Source organism: Acinetobacter sp. 24-47-64 (genome assembly GCF_057737055.1).
In genome coordinates this window covers 1811506-1825006 of the sequence record NZ_CM173215.1, presented here as the reverse complement: position 1 = coordinate 1825006, position 13501 = coordinate 1811506, and the positions used below count along the sequence as shown (strand labels likewise).

Here is a 13501-nt window from a genome sequence, read left to right as displayed (position 1 = left end):
AAGTATGCAAATTGCAATTAATTATTGTCGCATCATAGAGAAAAAACGGATTAGTGGCTACACTTAGCACTTTAAATATTCAGCCTGTACTAGAATTTATAGCAAATGAATACACAACGTGAACAATTGATACATACGTGGGTGCAATCTGTACTTCAATCAGAGCAGTTCGAAATAAAATATTTAGCAGGCGATGCCAGTTTCCGTCGCTATGCGCGAATCACCTTGAATAATAAATCATTTATGTTGATGGATGCACCTCCAGAAAAAGAAGATTGTGTACCTTTTGTGACGATTGACGAATTCTTTGATCGTCATGGAGTTCGTGTTCCACATATTGTTGCAAAGGATTTAGATCAAGGGTTATTGCTTCTAGAAGATTTTGGGGATGAGCTTTTAGCAAACCATTTAAATGATGACACGGTAGATCAGCATTATTTACAGAGTTTTAAACAACTCATTCAATTACAGTCTATTCATGGTGTGGATCAGTTTCCAGAATATAGTTACGAAAAATTAATCAGTGAAATGGAGTTATTCACAGATTGGTTGCTTCCATCATTAAATATTCGATTAAATGCTGATGAACAAGGTTTGATTAAGCGCACTTTTGCGATATTGGCAAATGCGGCTTTAGCTCAACCACAAGTGATTGTTCATCGAGACTTTCACAGTCGTAATCTCATGCTGTTAAGTGATGAGCAAGAGCAAGGTGTAATTGATTTTCAAGATGCAGTAATCGGTGCGGATACCTACGACTTGATTTCAATTACACGTGATGCATACGTGCAATGGCCTCCAGCACGTGTAAAACAATGGTTTAAAACCTTCTATGAATTATTACCAGATGATTCAAAAATTGATCGTGATTTAGAGCGCTTTATTAAAGATGCTGACTTCATGGCGATTCAACGCCATTTAAAGATTTTAGGTATTTTTGTGCGATTGTTTGAACGTGATGGAAAGTCGGGCTATTTAAAAGACTTGCCTCGTGTCATGTGGTATTTACTCGAAGAGTCGAAGCCTTACGCTGAACTCACTCCATTTATTCAATGGGTTGAAGATAAAGTGCTACATGCATTTGAAGCCAAGTATGGTCACTATGAGGTAGTAGCTGCATGAAAGCCATGATTTTAGCAGCGGGTCTGGGTAACCGTATGCGCCCCTTGACGCTTTATAAACCAAAGCCACTGTTGGAAGTGGGTGGAAAGCCTTTAATTGTATGGCATATTGAAAAATTAAAGTCGATTGGTGTTAGTGAAATTATTATTAATTCGGCATGGCTGGCAGACAAATTGATCGGTGCTTTAGGCGATGGTTCTCAGTTTGGTGTGAACATTCGCTGGACGCGTGAAGATGAGGGTTTGGAAACAGCTGGTGGAATCATAAATGCTTTGCCCTTGTTGGGTGAAGAACCATTTATCCTCGTCAATGGGGATGTGTGGACTCAGTTTGATTTTGCTCAGTTGCTTGAGCTTGATTTACAAGAAGATCTGGCACACTTGGTACTTGTACCAAATCCGCTACAACATCCTCAAGGTGATTTCACACTATTAGATGGTCGTGCTTATACTTTTGAGCAAGAAAAAGAGGGCGAAAATTTGACTTATAGTGGTATTGCGGTGATTCATCCTCATTTATTTGAAGGTCTAGAATGGGGCAAGCGTCCTTTAGCACCTTTGCTTAAAGATGCTATGCACAACCACAGAATTTCAGCTGCAAAAATGGCAGAAACGTGGGTGGATGTGGGTACTCCAGAAAGGTTGATGCAGTTGGATCAGCAAATTCGAGAAGGACAATTTAACTAACTGAGTATTCACTAAGCGTTAAATAGTGTTCCACGATGCATAAAACGGTATACTTTGATTAATTTTATTGAGATGTTTACTGTTTATGCATCCTTTTTTTCATGAGTTACAACAAGGTAGTAAAAAACTAGGTTTATCACTCAGTGATGAAACGTTGAATTTATTATTAAAATATCAAGATGCGCTTGTATTGTGGAATAAGGCGTACAACTTGACCGCAATTCGTGATCCTAAAGAAATGTTAGTTAAACATTTGTTGGATAGCCTCAGTATCTTGAAAGACTTGCCTGAAGGGCGATTGCTTGATATTGGTACCGGTGGTGGTATGCCGGGGATGATCATCGCGCTATGTCAACCTGAGCGAAGCTGTGTGCTTCTGGATTCGAATGGAAAAAAAATTCGTTTTCTCAAGCAGTTTATTGCTGATCTAAAACTAAAAAATGTTGTGGCAGTTCAAACTCGAGTAGAGAATGAAGAGAGTATTAATGAATTGGGTAAATTCGATGTAATTACCAGTCGTGCTTTCGCCTCACTGACAGATTTTATTACTGCTTCTCGTCCTTTTATGCATAAAAACAGTGTTATTGCTTCTATGAAAGGTTTAATTCCTGCTGAGGAAATTGAAAACCATAAAGATGAGTTGAGTTGCGAAATTATTGAGCTTCACGTTCCTCGTTTAGATGAACAACGTCATTTATTGCTACTTAAACAAATTTAAAAATTCTAGGGATTGGGGTTACCATGGCTCAAATTATTGCTATTGCGAACCAAAAAGGTGGCGTAGGTAAAACCACGACTGCTGTAAATTTGGCTGCATCATTAGCAGTGCTTAAAAAGCGAGTATTGTTGATTGATATGGACTCTCAAGGCAATGCCACTATGGGTTCAGGTATTCAAAAGAATGATCTCTTATACTCAGTAACTGATGTTTTACTGGGTGAAGTGCCAATTGAAACAGCCATCACTAAAGCTGAAGTTGGATATCGCGTACTTGGCTCCAATCGTGATTTAGCAGGTGTTGAATTAGCCATTGCTGAGCAAGACGGTCGTGAATTTATTCTGCGTGATGCGATCCAACAAATTGAAGATAAGTTTGATTACATCATTGTGGATTGTGCACCAAGCTTAAGTTTGATCACGGTAAATGCATTGGCTGCTGTTAAAAGCGTGATCATTCCAATGCAGTGTGAATATTATGCCTTGGAAGGCTTGGCAGATTTAACACAAACGATTGATCGTATTCAACAAGCGTTAAATCCTGATTTAGAAATCATTGGTGTATTGCGTACCATGTACGATGCTCGAAATGCGCTGACACGTGATGTGTCGGATGAGTTGGAGCAGTATTTTGGTAAAAAATTATACGAAACGGTTATTCCTCGAAATGTACGCTTAGCAGAAGCGCCAGCACATGGGTTACCGATTATTTATTTTGAAAAAAGTTCTAAGGGTGCAGTGGCTTATTTGAATCTTGCTGCTGAAATGTTAAAAAAAACCAAAGTGAAAAAAGGAAGTAAAGCATGACCGTGAAGAAAAGAGGCTTAGCAAAGGGTCGTGGCTTAGATGCGTTATTGGGCTCTATTCAAAAAGAAAAATTACAATTAGAAGCACAGTCATTAGATCATGGTCAGCTCAAACAAGTAGATGTCAAACTTCTCAAACGTGGTAATTATCAGCCGCGACGCTTTATTCATGAAGAAGACCTTCAGGAATTAGCATCTTCTATTAAAAAGCATGGCATCATGCAGCCGATTGTCATTCGTCCAATTGAGGATGATGTACATCAATATGAAATTATTGCAGGGGAGCGCCGTTGGCGAGCAGCTCAAATTGCTGGACTAAATGAAGTTCCTGCAATTGTTCGTGATTTGTCAGATCAAGTTGCAATTGCGTTGGCATTAATTGAAAACATTCAACGCCAAGATTTAAATCCAATTGATCAAGCTATGGCATTGCAGCGTTTTCATGAAGAGTTTGGATTAAGTCACCAAGAAATTGCTGAAACGGTGGGCAAGGCACGTACTACAGTAAGTAATTTATTGCGCTTATTAAGCTTAGCGGATCCGATTAAAGACCATATCCAACAAGGTCAATTAGATATGGGGCATGCGCGTGCAATATTGACTTTGCGTGCAAAAGACCAAATTGAAATTGCAAAAATTGTCATTGAAAAAAACCTTTCTGTTCGTCAAACAGAACAGTTAGTGCGTGATTTTAATGCACCAAAACAGGATAAGCCAAAACCATCAATTTCAGCTGATTTAGAGCAACTGACTCAGCGTCTTTCTGAACGTTTCAGTGCAGATGTTAAAATTGATCACAATAAGCAAGGTAAAGGTAAGCTTGTGATTCATTATCATTCACTTGATGAGTTAGATGGTATTCTAAATATCTGTTTAGATGAAAAATAATTAATTTAAAAGCAGTAAATGTGATTTATTTAGATGAGTTTGAGATTTAAGTCATTTAGGTCTCAATACTCCAATTGAGCTAAGGTTTACTTTGATCATTCCATACAATCAGGTCATTGATTTTAGAGTGGGGCAGACTTTAGCATTCGATGTTCGAATTATGTATGATTAAATTGCATACGTGCTGAATCTGTTTAGGTGTTTAAGGATACCGTACCAATTAGAGGTTGTGAGTGAAGCAAGATTTTAAAGTTTATATGCGTTTGTTGAGTTACTTAAAACAGTACTGGACGATTGCATTGATTGTTGTATTTGGTTTTGTGCTGAATGCCGCGACTGAAGTTTCTGTTGCGAAATTATTAGAGCATATTATCAATGCCATTCAAGAACAGGATCGAAGTTTCACGAACTTATTCCCATTTTTGGTTGTGGTTTTGATGTTTGTACGAGGAGTGGGGCTATTTCTAGGTGGATACTACACTTCGGTGATTTCTCGAAATCTAATTTTTAATATTCGCCAAGAAGTTTTTGCTAAATTAATGCGATTGCCGTCGCAATATTATTTAGATAACACTAGTGGTCATATTACTGCCAAAATTATGTACAACGTTGAACAGCTGACTGCTGCCTCAACGGAGTCATTAAGAACCTTATTACAACAAGGTTTGATCACCATTGCGCTGTTAGGATATTTGTTCTATTCCAACTGGCGCTTGACTTTATGTATTTTGATTTTTGCGCCATTAATCGGTTTGTTGATTAGAAAAGCTGCTAAACGTATGCGTAAGCTGTCTACTCAAGTGCAAGATACGATGGGTGATGTAAACCATGTAGTGCAAGAAACCGTGAATGGTAATCTGGTTGTTAAAGGCTTTGGTGGACAGGCATACGAGCAAACTCGTTTTAAAGAAACCTCACTCGAAAACTTGCGTCGTGGTTTAAAAATGGTTGCAGTACAACAATTAAATAGTCCTGTTGTACAACTTATTATGGCGATCGCTTTAAGTATTGTGATTTGGATTGCTTTAAGACCTGAGATATTACAGGATACTTCAGCGGGTCAGTTTGTTGCGTATATTACTGCAGCCGGTATGTTGAGTAAGCCGATTAAAGCTTTAACCGATATCAATGAAAAATTACAGCGAGGAATGGCTGCAGCACATTCAGTATTTGAATTATTGGATATGCCTGAAGAAAAAAATGAAGGGCAGTTAAAACCACAACTCAAAGGCAATATTGAATTTAATCAGGCAAATTTAACATATAGCGATGGTTTTCATGCCATTCATGATTTCAATTTAAATGTTAAAGCTGGGCAGACTGTAGCGTTGGTGGGGCGTTCGGGGGCTGGTAAGTCTTCTTTAGTTAACTTATTGGTTCGTTTTCAAGAATTAAGTTCAGGGTCAATCAAATTCGATGGCCATGATATTCAAGATATCGAAGTTACAGCGTTACGCTCACAAGTGGCTATGGTCAATCAGCAAGTCGTGCTGTTTAACCGAACTGTTCGTGAGAATATTGCTTATGGTCAGTTACAAGATGCTTCGGAAGAGCAGATTATTGCTGCTGCGAAAGCTGCTTATGCCCATGACTTTATTATGGCACTGCCTCAAGGCTATGACACACCATTAGGTGCTCAAGGTTTAAATTTATCTGGCGGACAAAGACAGCGTATTGCAATTGCTCGCGCAATCTTAAAAAATGCTCCAATTTTAATTCTTGATGAAGCGACAAGCGCATTAGACAATGAGTCTGAATACTTTATTCAGCGTGCTTTTGATGCAGCTATGCAGGATCGGACAACGATTGTCATTGCACATCGATTATCAACGATTGAGAATGCAGATCTTATTGTGGTAATGGATAAAGGTCGGATATTAGAGCAGGGAACACATCAGGAATTACTCGATTTGCGTGGTGCATATTTCCAACTGCATCAACGTAATTTTGAGGAATAAGTTATGTCTATTGCGCAGGTCATTCAAAATGCTTGGAATAAGCAATCCAAGTGGTTGATTGTATTGCGACCCCTGTCATTACTTTATCGATTAGGATTTTCCCTGAATAAATCCTTGTATCAACGTGGTATAAAACCTATTTATACTGCACCAGTTCCTGTCATGGTCATTGGCAATATAACGGTAGGTGGTAGTGGTAAAACACCGTTATTAATTCAATTGGTTAAATATCTTCAACAAAAAAATATTCGAGTTGGAGTAATTAGTCGAGGCTATGGTGGTAAAGGTCCTTTTCCTGCAAGCGTGAATCTCGATTCTGAGCCAAATGAAGTGGGTGATGAGCCCTGTTTAATTGTGCAATCTACAGGCGTGCCGATGGTCGTAGGTGGGCAACGACAGAAAAGTATAGAGTTACTTCTCTCTCAGCATCAACTTGATTTGATCATTAGTGATGATGGTTTGCAACATTGGGCACTTGATCGTCAATTAGAATGGATTGTGCTGGATAACAATCGTGGTTTGGGTAATCAGAAACTGTTGCCAGAAGGCTTTTTGCGTGAGCCAGTAGCACGGTTATGCAGTGGTACAGTAATTGAGCATGCTGAACAACCAAGTTCAGATCTGTATATGCAATTACAAGTAGCGGCGCCGTACTTGTTAAATCCAGTGGAAGATCAAGTTGAATATTTTGCCACTGATTTGAATTATTATGCGGTCGTAGGTATTGGGTTCCCGCAACGCTTTTATAAAACCCTTGAAAGTATGGGCTTAAAGCATTTTCAGTGTCATGAATTTCCTGATCATTATGATTATCAGATTGATGATTTACAATTTGAAGATTCAAATCCAATCATCACCACTGAAAAAGATGCTGTGAAACTCCTCCCTTTGTTAAAACAACATCCAGAATTTAGTCGTGAAATTTGGGTGGTTCCTGTTGAAGCAGCTTTATCATCAGCTTGTTATGATTTGCTGGATAAGCAGCTTGCAAAACTCGGTATCGTAAACACATAAGGAATATCCATGAAACATATTGTAATACCTGCTCGCTTTGCAAGTTCGCGGTTACCTGGAAAACCACTACTTAAAATACACGGGCGTGAAATGATTTTACGTGTGGTAGATCAGGCGCGAAAAGTGACTGGGTTTGATGATTTATGTGTTGCTACTGATGATCAAAGAATTGTTGATCTTTGTAAGGCAGAACAAATTGATGTTGTGTTGACCAGTGCAGAACACCCTTCTGGAACCGACCGATTGAGTGAAGTTGCACGAATCAAAGGTTGGGCGAGTGAAGATATTATTGTAAATGTGCAAGGTGATGAACCATTATTACCTGCTTCGTTAGTCCAACAGGTTGCTTCTTTGTTAGAGCAAAAGCCTGAATGTTCAATGTCCACTTTGTGTGAAGTGATCCAAGAATTAGAAGAGTTTAAACGCGATAGTATTGTCAAAGTCGTCATGAGTAAGTTCAATGAAGCGCTTTATTTCAGTCGTGCAACCATTCCATATGATCGTGATGGATCAAAGCAACAACCTCAGATACTACATCGAAAAGCCTACCGACATCTTGGTTTATATGCCTATCGAGTGAAGTTGCTACAAGAGTACGTGACATGGGATCAGGGAGATCTCGAGGTTTTAGAAAGCCTTGAGCAACTGCGTGTTTTAGAAAATGGTCATCGAATCGCAATTGATGTGGCAGAGGTGAGCTTACCACCAGGTGTGGATACGCAACAAGATTTAGACCGTCTTAATGCAATGCCTATTTCTCATTTCCAATAGTATAGATTAGTCAATGACTCAGACTCAGCATGTTTATCCTTGGCAACTTAACGTATGGAGCACACTGACTCAGCATGTTTATCCTTGGCAACTTAACGTATGGAGCACACTGACTCAGCGGTTTCCTCAAGTAGGTCATGGATTACTTTTTTATGGCAAAAAAGGCTGTGGTAAAGAAGCTTTTACCCAGCAATTTGTTACTTGGCTGCTATGTTTAGATAAGCAGCCAAATCAACCTTGTGGTCAGTGTTCGAGTTGTTTGTGGCTAAAATCAGATACTCATCCAAATTATGTTTACGTCACGACGGATGAGGACAATAAGAAACAAAACGCTAAAATTAAAATTGAGAAAATTCGTGAATTACAGCCATTCGTGCAACAAACCGTCGATGGTTGGCGGGTTATTGTGATTGAACCGGCGGAAGCGCTCAATATCGCATCGTCAAATGCTTTATTGAAAACACTTGAAGAACCAGGTGAGCGTGTTGTGATTATTCTTTTGGCGGATCATTATTTAAAATTACCAGCCACTATACGAAGTCGCCTACAACATTACGCCTTAGATCGGCTGACTGATGATCAAGCCAATGCATATTTGAATGAACATTTGAATGCAGAGCAGCAGACTTTGAGCTCACTGTTGCTTAACCTTTCGAATGGTATGCCTTTAGCTGCTATTGAGTTGGCCTCAAGTGAATGGTTAACTCTGCGAAGTGCGTTTATAAATGATTGGTATCATTTAGTCAGTAAAAAAAATATGCCAATGCAGTACGCTTCTAAATGGAATAAGCAACTCAACTTTTCCGAGTTGATTTTTATGTTTGAGTACTTATTAGCTGATCTTGTTGCATACAAAATGGAACAAAATGTAAAAAATAGCGATTTAGACTTTAGTTTGTTGGCTGAGCAATATCAATTAGAGCAATTATTTGATATTTATAACGATGTGCATCAAGCAAAACAAATGGTTGAGCAGAATGTTCAATCAAATTTAATTGTTGATCAGCTTTTTATAAAATTAATGAATGTTCAATAATCATGTTTGAATACAGGGGATAGAGATGCAGCCACGTCCGGGCGGTTTATTACAAGTCAATATTAATGATCGCGAAACTCTGCAATCCAGTTATATGCCTTTTGTTGAGGGTGGTGGATTATTTATTCCAACCAAACATCCAGTCAAAATGGGTGAAGAAATTTTTATCTTGGCAACACTTCCTAATCAAACCCAAAAAATACCAATTACGGGTAAGGTGATTTGGATTTCGTATAAGCAATCGGGCATTAAACCACAAGGTTTTGGATTGCAGTTAACTGGAGATAAAGGAGCCTATTACAAAATGGAAGCAGAAAAAATACTCGCTGGAAGTATGTCAACAGCACGCGCAAGCTTTACAATGTAGGCTCTGACTTAAAAAATTAAAAGGTGTCCTTGTGTTTGTAGATACACACTGTCATTTAAACATGCTCAATCTTGAACCTTACGAGGGAAATATCGATTTAGCAATTCAGCAAGCGATTGATGCTGGTGTCACAAAAATGATGGGGATATCCGTTGATTTAGATGATCATATTATTCTGTCAGAAATTGCAACTCGACACGAAGGAGTAGGCTACAGTGTTGGGGTGCATCCATGTGAAGATCCAGCAGTCATGCAGCGTGCTACTGTTGAAACTTTGGTTGAATTGGCGAGTAAAGATAAGGTCTGGGCAATTGGTGAGACGGGTCTAGATTATTATCACAGTACTGAATTTGTTAAAGAACAAAAAGAATGTTTTGCACGACATATTCAAGCTTCACAGATGGTGAAAAAGCCAGTGGTCGTACACACACGCTCATCTAAAAACGATACGATAGATATTATAAGAGCTGAAAAGTCGACACACGGAATTTTGCATTGTTTTACTGAGGATTGGGATACGGCAAAAGCGGTTCTAGATTGTGGTTATTACATTTCATTTTCAGGAATAGTATCGTTTAAAAATGCTCAGGATTTACGTGATGTGGCCAAGCAAGTTCCATTAGATCGACTATTAATTGAGACTGATAGCCCTTATTTAGCACCAATGCCATATAGAGGAAAGTCTAATGAACCAAAGTATGTCCCATATGTAGCCAAAGCATTAAGTGATGTATATGATAAGTCAGTCGAGGAGATTGCCTTTATTACAACGCAAAATTTCGAGAATCTTCTACGAATGCAGTAAAAATTTAATACGGAAAATAGAAAGAAGAGAGTTTATAGAGTGAAGATGGATCGTCAGGCTCAGTTTAGAGCGAGAGAAGCATTAATATTTCAGGTCGCAGAACAACTTCTTTTGGAAAACGGCGAAGCGGGCATGACATTGGATGCATTGGCCGCTGAGTTGGATTTGGCAAAAGGAACACTCTATAAGCACTTCCAAAGTAAAGATGAATTGTACATGTTGCTCATTATTCGTAATGAGCGCATGTTATTAGAAATGGTTCGAGATACTGAAAAAGGATTTCCTGAACATTTAGCTTTTTTTATGTTGCACCATTTGCATCATCCAGAACGTACTGTACTCTTTCATCAAATTGAAGAGCGATTGTCTACAACCGGTCAGGGTATTAATCATTTGTTTAATGAAATGTATCAGATTCGCAAAAGTAGACTCAGAATTATCATTCGTATGACAGAAAATCATCTAGCATCCATTCAAAGTAAGATGAGTTCTCGGGATTATTTAGCATCCATTTGGTCGATTACTCATGGTGGTGCTGCGATATTAAACTCGAGTTTCTATCAACGCTATTTAGGCTGTCGAGATACGTTAAGGGTTGCTTTAATTGATCAAGCGTTGATGATGCCTAAACAGATTAATTTGACAGAATCAGTGGCCTAATATGCAATCTCTAGATCACCGTCAAGGCGGATTTACTTTAATCGAATTGATGGTGGTCACTGTGATCATCAGCATCATGGCGGCATTGGTGGTGATGAATATTGGTGGGATTGATCAACGTAAAGCAATGCAAGCTAGAGAGGCTTTAATATTAGATTTAAAACGTATTCATCGAGAGGCTGTTGATCAATCGTTAGTGGTTGCATTGGTGCCACAATCGAATGGTGATCAGTTTCGCTATACATTTCAAAAATATAATGATTTAACTCGTCCAGAGCAGACGCTTGTATCGAATAATAATCGTCAACCTTCCACTTGGGTTGAAATGCCAGAGTTTTCTGCGAGAGAGCTACCTGCAAAGGTTTCATTTCAGATCGAAAGTAGCGACTATAGTTTTGAAAATGCAACTAATGCAGACTTGATGAATAATAATGCACCTAAATTAATTTGGTTGGGCAATGGCGAGGTTAAACCTGTCACAATTCAAATGTATTATGAACAAAAAGCAATTGGTGATCTTATTCAAATAGATTACTTGGGTAAAATCGATGCGGGTGCTTAAAGGATTTACCTTGATTGAGGTTGTGGTGGCTTTGGCTATTTTTGCTGTAGCAGCAATGTCATTGACGAAGGTGGCTATGCAGTACACACAGGCGACTGCAAATGCAATTTTAAGAACAAAAGCACAATTCGTCGCACAAAATGAAGTCGCTGCAATGCAAATTAGTGGTGAATGGCTAGAGGGAACTCAATCGAAGCAAATTACCTCTCAAGGGTTAAGTTGGCAAATTGATAAAAAATCAGAAGCGACTATTAGCCCAGATGTTCAGAAAATAGAAGTGCAAGTGAGTCTATATAACAATGATTTAGGTAAAGTTGAATCAGGTGTCACCACCATGGTGTTTTATAACTATCCTATCAGAGAGCAATCCAACTCATGATCAAGAGTAAACAACAAGGTTTTACCTTGGTAGAGCTTTTGGTTGCCATAGCCATCTTTGCAGTATTGTCTGCTTTAGGATGGAAAATTTTTGATTATTTAAATAAAGTCAAAGATCGCAATGCGGTGCATGAGCAGCAGCTTCTCAGTTTGCAAGATAGTTATTTACAAATGCAAAGAGATGCTTTGCAAATTGTACCGCTGACTGCAAATATCGCAGGACAAATCCAACCTGCATTTTTACTGGATGATCAGTCTTTACAATTTAGTAAGGCAGGGGTCACAGATCCGCTGAAACAGGGTTTGTCTCCATTTGAGAGAATAGAATATCGTTATAATGCACAAGATCGAAAAGTTTATCGTTTAAAGTATCCCAATCTGAATGTTCTTCAAACAACCCAACCTTTATCCAGTACGATCCTAGAGAATGTGGATGAGTTTCAAATCACAATTTTGAACCCGAATGAATTGAATTCGTGGCCGGATGCATCAACAATAAGTTCTAATGGTAATGATGCTCAAGATGGTGTTGCTCGACTATTGCCTAAAGGTATGCGAATTAGATTTAAGCAACAAGATGTTGAATACGAGTGGATTTTCAGTTTGCTTAATACTGACTATTTAAAACCGACATCTAGTCAATAATCATTAGGAAAATGCATGAAGCAGCAAAAAGGAATCGCCTTGATTACGATTTTAATGTTAGTCGCTTTGGCAACTATCATTGCTGCGACGATTGCCCATCGTCAATACAATACCAGTGAAAATACGGCCTATGTGATTCGTCAAAACCAAGCACTGTATTATGCAAAAAGTGCTGAAGCTTTTTTCTCAGAATTATTGGTTCAAGATGCTAAGTCCAATTCAAAATCAGATAATCTTCAAGAAACTTGGGCTCAACCGATGCCACCATTTCCAATTGATGGTGGTTATGTCGCAGGGCGAATTATTGATGAAACGGGTAAGTTTAATTTAAACAGTTTGGTCAAAGATGATGGCGTGCCGAATGATAATGCGGTGAATTACTTTAAGGGATTATTAACAAAGCTTGGTTTGCCAGAAGAATTGAATGAAGCGGTAATTGATTGGCAAGATCAAGATGATTTGACGATTGGCGCGATGGGGGCAGAGAGTAATTATTATTTAAGTTTAACGCGTCCTTATTTGCCAGCGAATGGTCCTTTTCATAGCGTTGAAGAGTTGAAGCAAGTGCGAGGATTTGAAGGTGATAAGTTTTTATTGATAAAACCTTATGTTACAGCGATTCCTTTAAAAGAAATTAAAATTAATATTAATACAGCACCAGCGATGATTATTGCTGCTATAGACCCAAGTTTGGATGTGCAAAATGTACAGCGTGATTTGGATCAGAAAAAAGCCAATGGTGAGTTTTTTGAGTCCGTAGATCAGCTCTGGGAACTCAACACTCTAAGTCAGTTAAGTGAAGAAGCAAAAAGCACAGCAAAAAATAATTTTGATGTTAAATCTGCATTCTATCGAGCAGATATTGAAATCATGCTATCTGATCGAAAGCGATATTTTTCGAGTTATCTGATGCGTGATGAAGATAAGGTTTATGTCTTCTCAAGAAGTTTGGCACCTCTTCAAACCAATTGATTAAATTGCTAAACTATTAATTTAAACAAATTGAATGATAGCTTTTTATTTTTTTGTTTTTAATACGTTTTGCCAATTGCTTAAAACGTTAAAATTAATGATGAGTTGTGTGAA

16 protein-coding genes are annotated in these 13501 nt (G+C 38.4%); all 16 read left to right on the top strand.

From position 1 onward, the window contains the following. Positions 1-105 precede the first annotated feature (105 nt). Positions 106-1122 (top strand): aminoglycoside phosphotransferase family protein, encoded by a 1017-nt coding sequence (locus tag AC1M85_RS08740; protein ID WP_481611415.1) that lies wholly within the window; start codon positions 106-108, stop codon positions 1120-1122. Continuing rightward, positions 1119-1808: an N-acetylmuramate alpha-1-phosphate uridylyltransferase MurU gene (murU, locus tag AC1M85_RS08735; protein WP_488212897.1), complete on the top strand. Its 690-nt coding sequence runs from the start codon at positions 1119-1121 to the stop codon at positions 1806-1808. The genes AC1M85_RS08740 and murU overlap by 4 nt, the downstream gene beginning before the upstream one ends. A gap of 85 nt (positions 1809-1893) precedes the next feature. Continuing rightward, positions 1894-2526: a 16S rRNA (guanine(527)-N(7))-methyltransferase RsmG gene (gene rsmG / locus AC1M85_RS08730; protein WP_488212896.1), complete on the top strand. Its 633-nt coding sequence runs from the start codon at positions 1894-1896 to the stop codon at positions 2524-2526. Between the two features lie 23 nt (positions 2527-2549). After that, the gene (locus AC1M85_RS08725; RefSeq protein ID WP_035264598.1) at positions 2550-3332 is read left to right on the top strand and encodes a ParA family protein; all 783 of its coding nucleotides are present in this window, start codon (positions 2550-2552) and stop codon (positions 3330-3332) included. Next, entirely contained in the window at positions 3329-4219 is an 891-nt protein-coding gene (locus AC1M85_RS08720; protein WP_035264597.1) for a ParB/RepB/Spo0J family partition protein, read from the top strand. Before AC1M85_RS08725 ends, AC1M85_RS08720 begins: the two co-directional genes overlap by 4 nt. A gap of 233 nt (positions 4220-4452) precedes the next feature. Continuing rightward, the gene (msbA, locus tag AC1M85_RS08715) at positions 4453-6177 is read left to right on the top strand and encodes a lipid A export permease/ATP-binding protein MsbA (protein WP_035264595.1); all 1725 of its coding nucleotides are present in this window, start codon (positions 4453-4455) and stop codon (positions 6175-6177) included. Positions 6178-6180: 3 nt separating this feature from the next. Beyond that, positions 6181-7191 (top strand): tetraacyldisaccharide 4'-kinase, encoded by a 1011-nt coding sequence (lpxK, locus tag AC1M85_RS08710; protein WP_488212895.1) that lies wholly within the window; start codon positions 6181-6183, stop codon positions 7189-7191. 9 nt (positions 7192-7200) lie between these two features. Continuing rightward, positions 7201-7962, top strand: a complete 762-nt coding sequence (gene kdsB, locus AC1M85_RS08705) for a 3-deoxy-manno-octulosonate cytidylyltransferase (RefSeq protein WP_481591157.1) — start codon at positions 7201-7203, stop codon at positions 7960-7962. Positions 7963-7975: 13 nt separating this feature from the next. Next, complete coding sequence (locus AC1M85_RS08700; RefSeq protein WP_488212894.1) at positions 7976-8998, top strand: DNA polymerase III subunit delta'; 1023 nt, start codon at positions 7976-7978, stop codon at positions 8996-8998. 25 nt (positions 8999-9023) lie between these two features. Then, positions 9024-9365 carry a PilZ domain-containing protein gene (locus AC1M85_RS08695; protein ID WP_481587020.1) on the top strand — a complete coding sequence of 114 codons (342 nt, stop codon included), beginning with the start codon at positions 9024-9026 and terminating at the stop codon, positions 9363-9365. Between the two features lie 31 nt (positions 9366-9396). After that, complete coding sequence (locus AC1M85_RS08690) at positions 9397-10170, top strand: TatD family hydrolase (RefSeq protein ID WP_488212893.1); 774 nt, start codon at positions 9397-9399, stop codon at positions 10168-10170. 45 nt (positions 10171-10215) lie between these two features. Further along, complete coding sequence (locus AC1M85_RS08685) at positions 10216-10830, top strand: TetR/AcrR family transcriptional regulator (RefSeq protein ID WP_035264575.1); 615 nt, start codon at positions 10216-10218, stop codon at positions 10828-10830. A 1-nt stretch (position 10831) separates the two neighbouring features. Then, positions 10832-11392 (top strand): pilus assembly FimT family protein, encoded by a 561-nt coding sequence (locus tag AC1M85_RS08680; RefSeq protein ID WP_035264572.1) that lies wholly within the window; start codon positions 10832-10834, stop codon positions 11390-11392. Next, positions 11379-11771, top strand: coding sequence for a type II secretion system minor pseudopilin GspI (gene gspI, locus AC1M85_RS08675; protein WP_035264570.1), 393 nt, complete (start codon positions 11379-11381; stop codon positions 11769-11771). Before AC1M85_RS08680 ends, gspI begins: the two co-directional genes overlap by 14 nt. Further along, positions 11768-12415 carry a type II secretion system minor pseudopilin GspJ gene (gene gspJ / locus AC1M85_RS08670; protein ID WP_035264568.1) on the top strand — a complete coding sequence of 216 codons (648 nt, stop codon included), beginning with the start codon at positions 11768-11770 and terminating at the stop codon, positions 12413-12415. The genes gspI and gspJ overlap by 4 nt, the downstream gene beginning before the upstream one ends. Positions 12416-12430: 15 nt before the next feature. Beyond that, positions 12431-13387, top strand: a complete 957-nt coding sequence (gspK, locus tag AC1M85_RS08665) for a type II secretion system minor pseudopilin GspK (RefSeq protein WP_035264566.1) — start codon at positions 12431-12433, stop codon at positions 13385-13387. The last annotated feature ends 114 nt before the right edge of the window (positions 13388-13501 follow it).